Here is a 14,173-nt window from a genome sequence, read left to right as displayed (position 1 = left end):
TTCAGGAGAATCCTTATGCTCGCGATGCAATACCGTTTCACCCTGCCCGCCGATTACGACATGGCGATCGTCCGCCGCCGCATCGCCGATGTCGGCCACCGGCTCGACGCCTGCCCGCAGCTGATCGTCAAAGCCTATCTGTACGCGCAGCGCAGCGAAGGCAGCGCCGAGAATCTCTACGCTCCCTTCTACCTGTGGAACAGCGGCGCCGGCATGAGCGACTTCCTGATCGGCGAGGGTTTCAGGGGCCTCAGCCAGGCGTTCGGCTGGCCGCGCGTCAATCACTGGCTGCCGTGGCTGGCGCATTTCGATCGTCCTCATCTGGCCGAGGCCGCCTGGGCGACCTGTCAGGAAAGGGCCATCGCCCCCTACAGCGATCTGCCTGCGCTGCGTCGGCAACAGCAGGCGGCACCCGGCGCGCTGGCCTCCATCGTGGCGTTCGATCCCGCCGAGTGGCGGTTAGTGCGGCTGGATGTCTGGCGTGAACCGCCGCAGGCGCGGCCGCAAAACGGTCAACTGTTCCGCGTCGGCCATCTGTCCGCGCCCTTTGACCACACTGCGCCGCGGGTTGACAGTCAAACTTGATATTGATAATCATTATCAAAATTGCATATTCATTTGCGGCTCGCGGGATGCGGGCCGCTATCCGGGGTCAACCGTCATGTCGTCATCACCAATCACACCTTACGCCACCACCTGCTGCATCGTGGGAGGCGGCCCCGCCGGGCTGATGCTCGGCTATCTGCTGGCGCGGGCGGGGATCGATGTGACGGTGCTGGAGAAGCACGCCGACTTCCTGCGCGATTTTCGCGGTGACACCATTCACCCGTCGACGCTGGAAGTCATGCACCAGCTGGGCCTGCTCGACGAACTGCTGACGTTGCCGCACCAGCGTGCGGAGTCCCTGCACGCCGAAGTCGCCGGGCGCGACATCAAGCTGGCGGATTTCACCCGCCTGCCGACGCGCTGCAAATTTATCGCCTTTATGCCGCAGTGGGAGTTCCTCAACTTTTTGGCCCAGCAGGCCGCCGCCTTCCCCAACTTCAGGCTGCTGACCTCGACGCAAGTTCACCAGCTGCTGTACGACCGCGGCCAGGTGTGCGGCGTGCTGGCCGACACGCCGGAAGGCCCGATCCGCGTGCGCAGCCAGTTGGTGGTCGGCACCGACGGCCGCAACTCGGTGGTGCGCGAACAGGCGGCGCTCAGCAGCCGATCCTTCGGCGCGCCGCGCGACGTAGTGTGGATGAAGCTCAGCAAGCAGCCGGGCGATCCGGCCTGGTCAATGGGCCACACCGGGCCGAAACAGAACTTCATCATGATCGATCGCGGCGACTACTGGCAGTGCGGTTACTCGATCGACAAAGGCAGCTTCGACGCGATCCGCCGCAGCGGGCTGGAGAAATTTTTGCTGCACCTCGCCGAGGTGGCGCCATTTCAGGACGATCGCCTGCAGGAGATCGTCGAGTGGGATCAGGTAAAACTGCTGAGCATTCGCATCGATCGTCTGGATCGCTGGGCCAAACCGGGGGTGCTGTGCATCGGCGACGCCGCGCACGCCATGTCGCCGATCGGCGGCGTGGGCGTCAACCTGGCGATTCAGGACGCGGTGGCCGCCGCCAACGCTCTGATCCCGCCGCTGCGCCAGCATCGGCTGCAGCTGAAGCATCTGCTGAGCGTGCAGCGCCGGCGTGAATTTCCCACCCGGGCCATCCAGTTTCTGCAGATCAAAATGAGCCAGCGCAAACCGGGCGAACGCCGCGCGGCGGGCGGCTCGCGCCTGATCGCTCGCGTCGGCAACAGCCGCTGGCTGCCGCGCCTGTTCGGCCGCATCATCGGCCTCGGTTTTCGCCGTGAAACGCCGCGGCATCTGTCCAACGAAACCTGCCCGCCGGAATAGCATTGGTGATTTTTTCATCGCGCCGTATAATGGTTAAATCGAACGATTTAATTAACTGGAGCGATTAAATGTACGCACTCACCGCGAACGAGGCCAAAACCCAATTCGGCGATTTGCTGCTCAAGGCGCAGCGTGAACCGGTGCAAATCAATCGCAACGGCAAACCGGTCGCCGTCGTCATGTCTGTAGAAGATTACCAGGCGCTGGAAGATCTCAAATTAAGCGCACTGCAGCAAAAAATCGCGCAGGCTACCGCCGAGGAAGACGCCGGTAAGGCGGTAGACGGCGATGCCTTCTTCAACCGTCTGCTCACCGATGAAACAGACTGAGATGCCCGCGTTTCGCCTCACCCCGCAGGCCCAACAAGATCTGCTGGCTATTCGTCATTTCACCATCGAGCACTGGGGCCAAGCGCAATCTCGCCGCTATCTTGAGCAGTTGAGAGAGGTCATGCATCATTTGGCAGATATGCCGGAAGCGGGTAAAGCTCACTTCCACGATCTGGGCGAAGAGATACACAGTTTTCCTTACGCCAGCCATAGGATCTACTACCGCAACCGCCCTGCCGGCATCACCGTTCTCACCATTCTGCATCAGGCGATGGTGCCTCACCGGCATCTGGAACAACGGCTGTAATTTTTCTTACTCAAAGGGGCACTGATGTTCACCGTTCGTCAGGCATTGCTGGAAGATTTAACCCTGGTGCGCGATATCGGCATCCGCACCTATCGCGCCCACTTCGGTGAGCTGTGGCGCTACCCGCACGAGCTGGAGGCCTTTCTGGCGGAGGATTTTTCCGTCTCCGCACTGGAACGGACGCTGCGCGATCCCGACGTGTGCTGGCTGTTGGCCTATGAGAATGACGCCCTCGTCGGCTATGCGCGGCTCAACGTCGACAGCCTGCTGGCGCCAACGCAAACCCGCGGCGCAGAGCTGCAGAAAATCTATTTTCTGCCGGGCCATGCCGGCAACGGCTATGGCCAGCGCCTGTACGAACAGGTGCAGCTGCGGGCCATCGAGCGCCGGCAAAAAACGCTGTGGCTGGAAGTGCTGCAACGCAACACCCGCGCCCAACGTTTTTATCAGCGTCAGGGATTGAGCATTTGTGGCGAGACCTGCTACACCAGCGCCCAGGGCTCGATAGGCATCTGGTATATGAGCAAGGCGCTGTAACCGCGCCCCGCTCCGCCGTCGTTTAGCGCGGCTCCCGCTGCAGCATCAGGAACAGCAAGGCAAACGCATTGGGCGCCAGGTAGATCAGCGCCCCCAGCTGCACCGCCAGCGGATCCTTCTTGGCCTGCCAGGCCATGAACCAGTCGCCGGCGACCACCATAAAACCGACGCCCCACACCGCAATTGCGCAAAGCGCCCCCAGCATCGCCCAGGCTTTGCCCTTGGCGAAGGCGGCATAAGGGCCTTTCAATCGCCCGATCATCAGCGCCACGCCCGCGGCCGCGAATAGGCCGGCCAGCGCTTCCAGCGTAGTGATGACCGCCAACCCCAACATGCAGGCCCAGTCGGCGCGGATCGCGCGCCACATCAGCCCCGGCGTTTGATAAGTATCCTGCATGGCGAGCAGCGGCCCCACCGCATTGCGCGCGGTGCCGGCGAAATCCGCCGTATTGTTCAACAGGCTAAACAGCCCCCACAGGGCCGGAAACAGAGACAGGACGATGCAACCGAGGCGTGACACAGTGATTTCGTTCATGGTTATCCTTAATGAATAAACGGGTGGCTCCCGTCCTCATGACGGGACCGCTATTGAGATCCTGATAGTTTGACGTGCACAATGTAAGAACTAATCTTACAATGACGCAGCATAGCCGAAAGTGAGGAGGAACAATGGGCAGAACACTAACGGTAGATCTGGGTGACGAACTGCGTAGCTTCGTCGAAGACCTGGTGGCCAGCGGCGATTACCGAACGCCCAGCGAAGTCATCCGCGAATCCGTGCGCACTTTGCGCGAACGTACCGCCGCCTCAAAACTGGAAGAGCTTAGGCGCTTGATCGCCGAAGGAGAGAACAGCGGCGAAGCCGTCGAATGGGATCGTGATGTGTTCATGGAAAGAATACGGAGCAAAGCAAAAGGATGCGCAGGAGAGTAACCGTTCGTCCAAAAGCGTTGGACGATATGGAAGAGATCTATTTTTACGGGTTGGCGCACTTTGGCTTGCAGGTGGCCGAAGATTATCTGCGCCGCCTGCATCAGGCTTTCGATAACCTTAGCCACCACCAACTCGGCAAAAACATCGATGCAATCGGCCCCGGCCTATGGGTATTGCCCGTCGCCAACCACCTGATTTATTTTCGACAGCACAGGCGGGAGGTGAATATCATCAGAGTGCTGCATCATTCCCGCGATCCGCTCAGCCAATCCTTTTTCAGCTGACCCAACGTTAAATCGCCACCAGCCCGCGGACGCCGTCCTGTTCCATATTGCTGCCGGCGCCGCGCTGCACGATGCTGCCGCGCGACATCACCAGATAGCTGTCCGCCAGATCGGCGGCGAAGTCATAGAACTGCTCCACCAGCAGGATCGCCATATCGCCCCGCGCCGCCAGCTGTTTGATCACCGCGCCGATCTCCTTGATCACCGAAGGCTGGATCCCTTCCGTCGGTTCGTCGAGGATCAACAGCTGCGGCCGGCAGGCCAGCGCCCGGCCGATCGCCAGCTGCTGTTGCTGCCCGCCAGAGAGATCGCCGCCGCGCCGATCCTTCATTTGCCGCAGCACCGGAAACAGTTCATAGATCGGATCCGGCACCGCGCGCGCGTCGGCGCCGGAAAAACGCGCCAGCCCCATCAGCAGATTTTCCTCCACCGTCAGGCGCGGAAAAATCTCCCGCCCCTGCGGCACATAGGCGATACCCGCCTGCACCCGCTGATGCGGCTTTTTACCGGTGATGGCTTCGCCCCGCCAACGGACGCTGCCGCTGCGCGCCGGGATCAGCCCCATCAGGCATTTCAGCAGCGTGGTCTTGCCCACGCCGTTGCGCCCCAGCAGGCAGGTCACCTCGCCGATGCGCGCCTCGAACGACAGGCCGCGCAGAATGTGGCTGCCGCCGTAATATTGATTCAATTCCTCTACCTGCAGCATGATTACGCCTCCTCAGCGCCCCAGATATACCTCAATAACTCGCTCATCGGCCTGCACCTGCGCCAGCGATCCTTCCGCCAGCACCTGCCCCTGATGCAGCACCGTCACGCGATCGGCGATGGTCTCCACAAACCCCATATCGTGCTCCACCACCATCAGCGAATGCTTGCCCGCCAGCTCGCGGAACAGTTCGGCGGTGTAGTCGGTTTCAGCGTCGGTCATGCCGGCCGCCGGCTCGTCGAGCAACAGCAGGTGCGGTTCCTGCACCAGCAGCATGCCGATCTCGAGAAACTGTTTCTGCCCGTGGGACAGCAGCCCGGCGGGCCGGTGGCGCTCATGCCCCAGCCGCAGGGTCTTCAGCATCTCGTCGATGCGGTCGCGCTGTTCGCTGCTTAAACGGGCGCGCAGGCAGGCCCATACCGACTTGCGGGTTTTTTGGGCGATCTCCAGATTTTCGAACACCGTCAGCGCCTCGAACACCGTCGGTTTTTGAAACTTGCGGCCGATGCCGGCATGGGCGATCTGCATCGGCGCCAGCCGGGTCAGATCGACGGTCTGGTCGTAAAACACCCTGCCGCTGTCCGGCCGGGTCTTACCGGTGATCACATCCATCAGCGTGGTCTTGCCGGCGCCGTTGGGGCCGATCACGCAGCGCAGTTCGCCGACGCCAATGCGCAGCGACAGATCGGTCAGCGCGCGAAAACCGTCGAAGCTGACGTTGACATTGTCGAGCTGCAGCACCGGATCGGTTTGCTGCCGGTATTTATCCGCCGGCAGCGGGTGGGTAAACAGTTCGTCGGTCACTTGCATCGCCTTCATGAGCTTTTCCTCCGGCGCAGCAGGCCAATCACTCCTTTCGGGAGAAACAGCGTGACGACGATAAACATCAGACCGAGGAAGAACTGCCAGTATTCGGGAATGGCCATGGTGAACCAGCTCTTGGCGCCGTTGACGATGCCGGCGCCGAGCAGCGGCCCCACCAGGGTGCCGCGCCCGCCGAGCGCCACCCAGATGGCGGCCTCGATCGAGTTGGTCGGCGACATTTCGCCGGGATTGATGATGCCGACCTGCGGCACATAGAGCGCGCCGGCCAGCCCGCACAGCACCGCCGACAGCGTCCAGACGAACAGCTTGAAGCCCTTCGGATCGTAGCCGCAGAAGGTCAGCCGGTTTTCCGCATCGCGCACCGCGGTCAGCACCCGGCCGAACTTGCTGCGCGCCAGCGCAAAGCCGATGGCCAGGCTGGCGGCCAGCAGCAGCACCGTCGCCAGGAACAGCGCCACCCGCGTGCCAGCGGCGGTGATGGGAAAGCCGAGCAGCGTGGTGAAACCGGTAAAGCCGTTATTGCCGCCGAAGCCGGTTTCGTTGCGAAAGAACAGCAGCATGCCGGCATAGGTCAGCGCCTGGGTCATGATCGAGAAATACACCCCTTTGATTTTCGAGCGGAAGGCGAAGTAGCCGAACAGGAAGGCCAGCAGGCCCGGCACCAGCACGATCAGGCACAGCGCCCAGGCGAAATGCTGGGTGCCGCTCCAGAACCACGGCAGCTCATTCCAGGAGAGGAACGCCATAAACGCCGGCAGCCCGTCGCCCGCCGCCTGCCGCATCAGGTACATGCCCATGGCGTAGCCGCCGAGCGCGAAGAATAGCCCGTGGCCGAGCGACAGCAGCCCGGCATAGCCCCACACCAGATCGAGCGCCACCGCCACCACCGCGTAGCACAGGATCTTGCCCGCCAGCGTCAGGGTATAGGTGGACACCGCCAGCGGATGATCCGCCGGCAACAGCGTCATGAACGGCATCACCAGCAGCGCCAGCAACGCCAACCCGCCGATGCTCAACGCCAGCCGGGGCGCTTTCTGCACGCCGGTTACGGTCAATGGTTGGCTCATCAGTCAATCACCCTGCCCTTAAGGGCGAACAGCCCCTGCGGACGCTTTTGAATAAACAGAACGATCAGCACCAGGATCAGGATCTTGCCCAGCACGGCGCCGATCTGCGGTTCGAGGATCTTGTTGACGATGCCGAGACCGAAGGCCGCCGCCACCGTCCCCGCCAGTTGGCCGACGCCGCCGAGCACCACCACCAGGAACGAGTCGATAATGTAACCTTGCCCCAGCTCCGGCCCGACGTTGCCCAACTGCGACAGCGCCACCCCGCCAAGCCCGGCGATGCCGGATCCCAGCCCGAAGGCCAGCATGTCCACCCGGCCGGTGGGCACGCCGCAACAGGCCGCCATCGCGCGGTTTTGCGTCACCGCGCGCACGTTCATGCCGAGCCGGGTCTTGTTCAGCAACAGCCAGGTCAACGCCAGCACCAGCAGCACGAACGCGATCACCGCGATGCGGTTCCACGGCAACACCAGATTCGGCAACAGCTGCACGCCGCCCGACAGCCACGCCGGGTTGGCGACCTCGACGTTCTGCGCGCCGAACAGCACCCGCACCAGTTGGATCAGCACCAGGCTGATGCCCCAGGTGGCCAGCAGGGTTTCCAGCGGCCGGCCGTACAGGTGGCGGATCACCGTACGCTCAAGCGCCATGCCGATCCCGGCGGTGATGGCGAACGCCACCGGCAGCGCCGCCAGCGGATAGAGCGCCAGCCACTGCGGCGCAAATTGCTGAAACACCCCCTGCACCAGATAGGCCGAATAGGCGCCGAGCATCAGCATTTCGCCGTGCGCCATATTGATGACGCCGAGCAGGCCGTAGGTGATCGCCAGGCCGAGCGCCGCCAGCAGCAGGATCGAACCGAGCGACAGGCCGCTGAACGCCTGGCCGAGCAGATCGCCGATCATCAGGCGGTGCTGCACGCGCTGCAGGCTGCGTTGCGCCTCGGCGCGCACCGCGGCGTCCGGCTCATTGGCCGCGTCGGTCAACGCCTGCAGCCGCGCGCGGGTTTCCGGCTCGCCCGATTCCCCCAGCAGCCGCACCGCATTGAAGCGCACCTGCGGGCTGGCGTCGGCCAATTGCAGGTTCGCCAGCGCAATGCTCAGCGCGTCGCGCACCTGCGGGTCTTTCTCCTGCGCCAGCCGCCGGGTCAACAGCGGCAACTGCTCGGCCTGCGCCTCGCGCTGCAGCGCGGTCGCCGCCTGCAGCCGCACCGCCGCGTCCGCGCTGACCAGCCGCTGCGCCGACAACGCATTGGCGATCAGAATGCGCAGCCGGTTGTTCAGCCACACCTTCTTCGGCTCGCCAACCGGGGCCGCCTCACCTTCAAGCGGCAGATAGCGGTCGCCCTGGCGGATAAAGGCGCGTTTCGCCCCGTCGATCGACACGGTTTCCTGCTGCAGCCCCTGCAGCAACGGCAGGCGCGCAGGATCCGGCTCGGCCGCCCACGCCTGCAGCAGTTTGGCCTGCTGCGCGCGATTGGCCGCCGCGAACTCATCGGCCGGCCCGGCCTGCGCCAGCAGGGGCCAGGCGCACAACAGCCACAGCCCGGCGCGCAGAGAGGATAAAAACGGAGATTGCATCAGCTGCCTCTTCTGTTGGGCCGGCGCGCGTCGAGCCGCGCCGGCGCTGAGTGACGTTACTTGCCGCCTTTCACCGGGTAATCCGGTTTTTTGTCGTTGCCGGCGATATAGGGACTCCACGGCTGCGCGCGCACCGGCGCTTCGGTCTGCCACACCACGTTGAACTGCCCGTTGCCCTCGATTTCGCCAATCATCACCGGTTTGTGCAGGTGGTGATTGGTCTTGTCCATGGTCAGCGTGAAGCCCGACGGCGCGGCGAAGGTTTGCCCGGCCATCGCGGCACGCACCTTATCGACGTCGGTAGTGCCGGCTTTTTCCACCGCCTGCGCCCACATGTGGAGGCCGACGTAGGTGGCTTCCATCGGATCGTTGGTCACCGCGGTGGCGTAATTCGGCAGATTGTGCGCCTTGGCGTAGGCTTTCCACTGGCTGACAAACTGTTTGTTGGTCGGGTTATCCAGCGATTCGAAGTAGTTCCAGGCCGCCAGGTTGCCCACCAGCGGTTTGGTGTCGATGCCGCGCAGCTCTTCCTCGCCGACCGAGAAGGCGATCACCGGCACGTCGGTGGCCTTGACGCCCTGGTTGGCGAGTTCTTTGTAGAACGGCACGTTGGAATCGCCGTTGATGGTGGAGATCACCGCGGTGTTGCCGCCGGCGGCGAATTTCTTGATGTTGGCGACGATGGTCTGGTAATCGCTGTAGCCGAACGGCGTATAGACCTCTTCGATATCCTTGTCCTGCACGCCTTTGCTGTGCAGGAAGGCGCGCAGGATCTTGTTGGTGGTGCGCGGATAGACGTAATCGGTGCCCAGCAGGAAGAAGCGCTTGGCGCCGCCGCCGTCCTCGCTCAGCAGGTATTCCACCGCCGGGATCGCCTGCTGGTTCGGCGCCGCGCCGGTGTAGAACACGTTCGGCGACATCTCTTCGCCTTCGTATTGCACCGGGTAGAACAGCAGTCCGTTCAGCTCCTCAAACACCGGCAGCACCGACTTGCGCGACACCGAGGTCCAGCAGCCGAACACCGCCGCCACCTTGTCCTGGCTCAGCAGCTGGCGCGCCTTTTCGGCGAACAGCGGCCAGTTGGAGGCCGGATCCACCACCACCGGCTCCAGCTTTTTGCCGAGCACCCCGCCTTTGGCGTTGATCTCGTCGATGGTCATCAGCGCCACATCCTTCAGCGGCGTCTCGGAAATCGCCATGGTGCCGGAGAGCGAACTCAGAATGCCGACCTTGATGGTGTCGGCGGCCTGCGCGCTCCAGGCCAGGCCCATGCCGATCGCGGCGGCGGACAGTGCAAAAGCTTTGATAAAACGACGACGTTGCATAGTTCAAACTCCCGATGTGTGTGAAATCAAAATTGTTGCGCCGAGCGCGCAGGCTGCTGAGCCCGCGCCTGGTGCAACATGTGCAGCGTTATTTTTCGTACCTCTGCCTTGCTGACGGCGATGTGCTCGCCGAGCAGCGTTTGCGCCGCCCCGCTTTGCCGCCGCAGGATCGCCTGCAAAATGGCGGCGTGCTCGCGGTAGGTGGCGTCCACCCGCGCCTGCTGGGTGAAATCCAGCCGGCGAATGATGCGGATCTTTTCTGTCAGCTCGCGGTGAATGCGCGCCATTTCGCCGTTGCCCGCCGCGGCCACCAACGCCTGATGAAACTGCTCATCGTGCTGCGACACCGCCTTGCCGTCCGCCAGGCGCGGCGCTGCGGTCCAAAAATGGCTCAGCGCCGCCAGCGCGTCCGGCGTTTCCCCGGCCGGGCGTTCGCACAGCCGTTTCACCGCCTCTTGTTCCAGCACGATGCGCAGGTCGTACAGCTCTTCGAAGTAGGCGAAGTCGAACGGCCGCACCTGCCAGCCGCTGCGAAACAGCACCTCGACATAGCCTTCGCGCTCCAGCCGAAACAGCGCCTGACGCACCGGCGTGCGGCTGGCCGCCATGCGCTGCGCCACGTCGCTTTCGCTGAAGCGATCGCCCGGCAGCAGGCGAAACTCGAAGATGTCGGCCTTGAGCTGCAGATAAATGCGCTCCGCCAGCCCCTCCGGGCGCGCCTTGTGCTCTCCGTTGGTGATTTGCATCATCGCTCCTCCGTTCAGACCGCCTTTTCCAGCCACAGCAGGGCGTCGCCCGGCCCGACCGGCCGCCCCTGCCGGCAGCTGATGCGTTTAACGATCCCGGCGCGCGGCGCGGTGACCGCCAGCTCCATTTTCATCGCCTCGACCACGATCAGCGGCTGCCCGGCCGCCACCGCCTGCCCCGGTTCCACCAGGATCTTCCACACGCTGCCGTTCAGATCGGCGCTGACCAGATCGCCGTCGATGGCGTCTTCTTCCTCCGGCGGCAACAGCTGCGCCTCGGCCTCGTCGTCATCGCTGCGCCAGCGCGCCACTTCGGCGCTGAACGCCTGTTGCTGGCGATGCTGGAAGTCGGCGATCGCCTCGGCGTTGTCGGCCAGGAAACGGGTGTAGGCGGCGAAGTCGAACTCGCTCTCTTCGATGCGCACCTGCATGCGCCCTTCACGGAACGCTTCGCGCTGCTCGTCCAACTCTTGCTCGCTGACCGGATAGAAGCGCACCTGATCGAAGAAGCGCAGCAGCCAGGGTTCACCGGCGGTGAACTGCGGGTTTTTGAGAAACTTGTTCCAGATCGGCAGCGTGCGCCCGACCAGCTGGTAACCGCCCGGCGAGTCCATGCCGTAGATGCACATGTACATGCCGCCGATGCCGACCGTCCCTTCGGCGGTGTGGGTGCGCGCCGGGTTATATTTGGAGCTCAGCAGGCGATGGCGCGGATCGAGCGGCACCGCGCAGGGCGCGCCGAGGTAGACGTCTCCCAGCCCGAGGATCAGGTAGCTGGCGTCGAACAGAATGTCGCGCACCTGCTCGCGTTGGCTCAGACCGTTGATGCGCTGAATGAAATCGACGTTGTTCGGCAGCCAGGGCGCCGAGGCGCGCACCGTCTGCTGATAGCGATCCACCGCCCCCAGCGTGGCCGAATCCTCGAACGCCATCGGCAGCCAGACGGTGCGCGTCGGCACCTTCAGGCGGCTGACGTCCCCCAGCGCCCGTTCGCGCGCCAGCAGGCGCTGCAGCAGGTCGGCCTGGCTTATCAGTCGGCTGTCGTAGCGGATCTGCAGCGAACGCACGCCCGGCGCCAGCTCCGCCACGCCCGGGATCGCCTCCTGCCGCAGCGACTGCATCAGCAGATGTATGCGCAGCCGCAGCGCCAGATCGAGCACATTGTCGCCGTACTCCATCAGGATGTAGCCGTCCCCCGCCTGGCGATACGCCACCGCCGGGCGCCCGTCCGCCGCCGGCAGCGCCGCCAGCACCGCGGCGGAAACGGTCTCCGCCGGGGCCAGATCCGGCGGCGGCAGGGTGATGGCCTTCACCGCCGCCAGCGCTTCGATGCTGCCGAGCTGCGCCTGCTCCAGCGACTGCGCCTGCCGGAAGCCGATCGGATGGAACCGGATGCGGTCGCCCGGCTTCACCTGCCCCACTTTCCACAGTTCGGCCTTGGCGATGGTCACCGGGCAGACGAAGCCGCCAAGGCTCGGCCCGTCGCGGGTCAGGATCACCGGGAAGTCGCCGGTGAAGTTGATGGCGCCGATGGCGTACTCGCAGTCGTGCACGTTGGAAGGATGCAAACCGGCCTCGCCGCCGTCCTCCCGCGCCCACTCGGGCTTCGGCCCCGCCAGGCGCACGCCGAGGCGGTTGGAGTTGTAATGCACCTGCCAGTCGGTGGCGAAGAAGGCCTCTATCGATTCAGCGGTGAAAAAGTCCGGCGCGCCGTGCGGCCCGTACAGCACGCCGATGTGCCACTGGTCGCCGTAGTGCGGGATCAGGCTGTCGTCCATCGCCTGCGGCGCGGCGATCGGCGCCGGTGTGGTGCTGGCCGCCAGCGCCGGTTGGGCGATCGCCAGCATGTCCGCCACGCGCAAGGTGCGCCCGGCGTGGCCGCCGAACTGGCCCAGCGCGAAGGTGGAGCGGCTGCCGAGATACACCGGCACGTCAAAGCCGTTGCGTACCGCCAGATAGGTGCGGCAGCCTTGCGTAGCACGCCCCAGCGTCAATACCTGCCCGGCCCGCACCGCGATCGGCCGCCAGTAGGCGACCGCCTCGCCATCCAGTTCGGCCGGGCAGCTCGCGCCCGTCAGCGCGATGGTGGCGTCGCAGTGAAAGCGCAGCGTCGGCCCCTGCAGGGTAAACTCCAGCCCGGCCGCCGCCGGGTGGTTGCCGACGATGCGGTTGGCCAGTCGAAACGCGAAGTCGTCCATCGGGCCGGACGGCGGCACGCCGATGTCCCAATAGCCGAGGCGGCCGGGATAATCCTGCACGCTGCTGTAGGTGCCGGGTTGCAGCACTTCGAGGCAGTGCGGCTGGAAACGCACATCGTCCAGCAGGCGCGTCCAGACGTCGCCGCGCTGAAATTGCGGCGTGGCGATCACCTGTCGCAGATAGTCGAGGTTGGTGGCGATGCCGTGCAAACGGGTCGCCGCCAGCGCCACGCGCAGTTTTTCCAGCGCCTGCGCCCGATCGGCGCCGTGCACGATCAGCTTGGCGATCATTGGGTCGTAAAACGCCGACACTTCGCTGCCGGTCGCCACCCAACCGTCGAGGCGCACGTCGTCAGGGAAATGCACCTCGGTCAGCACGCCAGGGCTGGGCTGGAAGTTTTTCAGCGGATCTTCGGCATAGAGACGCACTTCGATCGCCGCGCCCTGCGGCGCGCGTTGCAGCGCCGCCCAATCCAGCGCGTCGCCCGCCGCCACCTGCAGCATGCATGCGATCAGATCCAGGCCGGTGACCATTTCGGTGACCGGGTGCTCGACCTGTAAGCGGGTGTTCACTTCCAGAAAGTAAAACTCGTCGCGCGCGGCGTCATAGATAAACTCTACGGTGCCGGCGCTGCGGTAATTCACCGACTCGCCCAGCGCCACCGCCGCCCGGTGCAGCGCCTGGCGGGTCGCCGCCGGCAGATGCGGCGCCGGGGTTTCCTCCACCACCTTTTGGTTGCGCCGCTGCAGCGAACAGTCGCGCTCGCCGAGCGCCGCCACCCGCCCCTGGCCGTCGCCGAAAATCTGCACCTCGACGTGGCGCGCCCGATCGACGAAGCGTTCGATAAAGGCGCCGGCGTCGCGGAAGAACTGCTCTCCCAGCCGTTTGACGCTGTCGTACGCGTCGCGCAGCGCCGCCTCGTCGTCACAGCGCGTCAGACCGATGCCGCCGCCGCCGGCGGTGCTTTTCAGCATCACCGGGTAGCCGATGCGCGCGGCGGCCGAGACCGCCTGCTCAACGCTCTCCAGCAAGCCGGTGCCCGGCGTCATCGGCACCCCGGCCAACGCCGCCAGCTCGCGCGCCCGGTGCTTGAGGCCGAACTCGCGCATCTGCGCCGCCGTCGGGCCGATAAAGACTATGCCCGCCGCTTCGCAGGCATCGGCAAACTCGGCGCTCTCGGACAAAAAGCCGTAGCCGGGGTAGATCGCCTGTGCGCCGGTGGCGGCGGCCGCCGCGAGGATCTTGTCGATGCGCAGATAACTGTCGGCGGCCTTGTCGCCGCCGAGCGCCACCGCCCTGTCGGCTTCGGTGACGTGCGGCGCATTGCGGTCGGCGTCGGAGTAAACCGCCACGCTGGTGACGCCCAGGCGTTTCAGGGTGCGAATGGCGCGGCAGGCGATTTCGCCGCGGTTAGCGATCAGTACGGTAGTAAACATGT

At 64.6% G+C, this 14,173-nt stretch carries 15 protein-coding genes; 7 read left to right on the top strand and 8 right to left on the bottom strand.

Going from position 1 to position 14,173, the window contains the following annotated elements:
• Positions 1 to 15: 15 nt before the first annotated feature.
• The 5 genes from ACJ8PL_RS02745 to ACJ8PL_RS02725 all read left to right on the top strand — a co-directional run bounded on the left by ACJ8PL_RS02745 (position 16) and on the right by ACJ8PL_RS02725 (position 3,070).
• On the top strand, positions 16 to 585 hold the full coding sequence (locus ACJ8PL_RS02745) for a DUF4865 family protein (RefSeq protein WP_016928574.1): 570 nt from the start codon (positions 16 to 18) through the stop codon (positions 583 to 585).
• A gap of 76 nt (positions 586 to 661) precedes the next feature.
• Entirely contained in the window at positions 662 to 1,897 is a 1,236-nt protein-coding gene (locus ACJ8PL_RS02740) for an FAD-dependent oxidoreductase (RefSeq protein ID WP_049208920.1), read from the top strand.
• 68 nt (positions 1,898 to 1,965) lie between these two features.
• On the top strand, positions 1,966 to 2,226 hold the full coding sequence (locus ACJ8PL_RS02735) for a type II toxin-antitoxin system Phd/YefM family antitoxin (RefSeq protein ID WP_016928576.1): 261 nt from the start codon (positions 1,966 to 1,968) through the stop codon (positions 2,224 to 2,226).
• Between the two features lies 1 nt (position 2,227).
• Positions 2,228 to 2,533 (top strand): type II toxin-antitoxin system RelE/ParE family toxin, encoded by a 306-nt coding sequence (locus tag ACJ8PL_RS02730; RefSeq protein WP_234213958.1) that lies wholly within the window; start codon positions 2,228 to 2,230, stop codon positions 2,531 to 2,533.
• A gap of 24 nt (positions 2,534 to 2,557) precedes the next feature.
• Entirely contained in the window at positions 2,558 to 3,070 is a 513-nt protein-coding gene (locus ACJ8PL_RS02725) for a GNAT family N-acetyltransferase (RefSeq protein ID WP_016928578.1), read from the top strand.
• A 22-nt stretch (positions 3,071 to 3,092) separates the two neighbouring features.
• Here the strand turns inward: ACJ8PL_RS02725 and ACJ8PL_RS02720 are convergent, their stop codons facing one another.
• Positions 3,093 to 3,605: a DUF2165 family protein gene (locus tag ACJ8PL_RS02720; protein WP_016928579.1), complete on the bottom strand. Its 513-nt coding sequence runs from the start codon at positions 3,603 to 3,605 to the stop codon at positions 3,093 to 3,095.
• Positions 3,606 to 3,739: 134 nt separating this feature from the next.
• On the opposite strand from ACJ8PL_RS02720, the gene ACJ8PL_RS02715 reads away from it, so the two are divergent.
• Positions 3,740 to 4,003 (top strand): type II toxin-antitoxin system ParD family antitoxin, encoded by a 264-nt coding sequence (locus ACJ8PL_RS02715; RefSeq protein ID WP_004939442.1) that lies wholly within the window; start codon positions 3,740 to 3,742, stop codon positions 4,001 to 4,003.
• Positions 3,988 to 4,287, top strand: a complete 300-nt coding sequence (locus ACJ8PL_RS02710; protein WP_042783942.1) for a type II toxin-antitoxin system RelE/ParE family toxin — start codon at positions 3,988 to 3,990, stop codon at positions 4,285 to 4,287. The genes ACJ8PL_RS02715 and ACJ8PL_RS02710 overlap by 16 nt, the downstream gene beginning before the upstream one ends.
• Positions 4,288 to 4,294: 7 nt before the next feature.
• Here ACJ8PL_RS02710 and urtE read toward each other — a convergent pair whose 3' ends face one another.
• From urtE to uca, 7 genes are read right to left on the bottom strand one after another with little or no spacing between them, the layout of a single operon-like run.
• Complete coding sequence (urtE, locus tag ACJ8PL_RS02705) at positions 4,295 to 4,993, bottom strand: urea ABC transporter ATP-binding subunit UrtE (RefSeq protein ID WP_079449519.1); 699 nt, start codon at positions 4,991 to 4,993, stop codon at positions 4,295 to 4,297.
• Positions 4,994 to 5,005: 12 nt separating this feature from the next.
• Positions 5,006 to 5,812: an urea ABC transporter ATP-binding protein UrtD gene (gene urtD, locus ACJ8PL_RS02700; RefSeq protein ID WP_015377102.1), complete on the bottom strand. Its 807-nt coding sequence runs from the start codon at positions 5,810 to 5,812 to the stop codon at positions 5,006 to 5,008.
• Complete coding sequence (gene urtC / locus ACJ8PL_RS02695) at positions 5,809 to 6,885, bottom strand: urea ABC transporter permease subunit UrtC (RefSeq protein ID WP_025302022.1); 1,077 nt, start codon at positions 6,883 to 6,885, stop codon at positions 5,809 to 5,811. Before urtC ends, urtD begins: the two co-directional genes overlap by 4 nt.
• Positions 6,885 to 8,465, bottom strand: coding sequence for an urea ABC transporter permease subunit UrtB (gene urtB, locus ACJ8PL_RS02690; RefSeq protein ID WP_016928583.1), 1,581 nt, complete (start codon positions 8,463 to 8,465; stop codon positions 6,885 to 6,887). Before urtB ends, urtC begins: the two co-directional genes overlap by 1 nt.
• Positions 8,466 to 8,521: 56 nt before the next feature.
• Positions 8,522 to 9,790 carry an urea ABC transporter substrate-binding protein gene (gene urtA / locus ACJ8PL_RS02685; RefSeq protein WP_033640971.1) on the bottom strand — a complete coding sequence of 423 codons (1,269 nt, stop codon included), beginning with the start codon at positions 9,788 to 9,790 and terminating at the stop codon, positions 8,522 to 8,524.
• A gap of 26 nt (positions 9,791 to 9,816) precedes the next feature.
• Positions 9,817 to 10,536 (bottom strand): GntR family transcriptional regulator, encoded by a 720-nt coding sequence (locus tag ACJ8PL_RS02680; protein ID WP_028128266.1) that lies wholly within the window; start codon positions 10,534 to 10,536, stop codon positions 9,817 to 9,819.
• Positions 10,537 to 10,550: 14 nt separating this feature from the next.
• Positions 10,551 to 14,171: an urea carboxylase gene (gene uca / locus ACJ8PL_RS02675; RefSeq protein WP_442530794.1), complete on the bottom strand. Its 3,621-nt coding sequence runs from the start codon at positions 14,169 to 14,171 to the stop codon at positions 10,551 to 10,553.
• Positions 14,172 to 14,173 lie beyond the last annotated feature (2 nt).

The organism is Serratia sp. CY83965 (genome assembly GCF_052166375.1).
In the GTDB taxonomy this organism is placed as follows: Bacteria; Pseudomonadota; Gammaproteobacteria; order Enterobacterales; family Enterobacteriaceae; genus Serratia; species Serratia marcescens.
This window is presented reverse-complemented; position numbering and strand designations above follow the sequence as displayed.

Excerpts from the sequence above, each read along its gene's own strand:
- ACJ8PL_RS02745 (WP_016928574.1), top strand. The coding sequence starts at position 16 with ATGCTCGCGATGCAATACCGTTTCACCCTGCCCGCCGATTACGACATG.
- ACJ8PL_RS02740 (WP_049208920.1), top strand. The coding sequence starts at position 662 with ATGTCGTCATCACCAATCACACCTTACGCCACCACCTGCTGCATCGTG.
- ACJ8PL_RS02735 (WP_016928576.1), top strand. The coding sequence starts at position 1,966 with ATGTACGCACTCACCGCGAACGAGGCCAAAACCCAATTCGGCGATTTG.
- ACJ8PL_RS02730 (WP_234213958.1), top strand. The coding sequence starts at position 2,228 with ATGCCCGCGTTTCGCCTCACCCCGCAGGCCCAACAAGATCTGCTGGCT.
- ACJ8PL_RS02725 (WP_016928578.1), top strand. The coding sequence starts at position 2,558 with ATGTTCACCGTTCGTCAGGCATTGCTGGAAGATTTAACCCTGGTGCGC.
- ACJ8PL_RS02720 (WP_016928579.1), bottom strand. The coding sequence starts at position 3,605 with ATGAACGAAATCACTGTGTCACGCCTCGGTTGCATCGTCCTGTCTCTG.
- ACJ8PL_RS02715 (WP_004939442.1), top strand. The coding sequence starts at position 3,740 with ATGGGCAGAACACTAACGGTAGATCTGGGTGACGAACTGCGTAGCTTC.
- ACJ8PL_RS02710 (WP_042783942.1), top strand. The coding sequence starts at position 3,988 with ATGCGCAGGAGAGTAACCGTTCGTCCAAAAGCGTTGGACGATATGGAA.
- urtE (WP_079449519.1), bottom strand. The coding sequence starts at position 4,993 with ATGCTGCAGGTAGAGGAATTGAATCAATATTACGGCGGCAGCCACATT.
- urtD (WP_015377102.1), bottom strand. The coding sequence starts at position 5,812 with ATGAAGGCGATGCAAGTGACCGACGAACTGTTTACCCACCCGCTGCCG.
- urtC (WP_025302022.1), bottom strand. The coding sequence starts at position 6,885 with ATGAGCCAACCATTGACCGTAACCGGCGTGCAGAAAGCGCCCCGGCTG.
- urtB (WP_016928583.1), bottom strand. The coding sequence starts at position 8,465 with ATGCAATCTCCGTTTTTATCCTCTCTGCGCGCCGGGCTGTGGCTGTTG.
- urtA (WP_033640971.1), bottom strand. The coding sequence starts at position 9,790 with ATGCAACGTCGTCGTTTTATCAAAGCTTTTGCACTGTCCGCCGCCGCG.
- ACJ8PL_RS02680 (WP_028128266.1), bottom strand. The coding sequence starts at position 10,536 with ATGCAAATCACCAACGGAGAGCACAAGGCGCGCCCGGAGGGGCTGGCG.
- uca (WP_442530794.1), bottom strand. The coding sequence starts at position 14,171 with ATGTTTACTACCGTACTGATCGCTAACCGCGGCGAAATCGCCTGCCGC.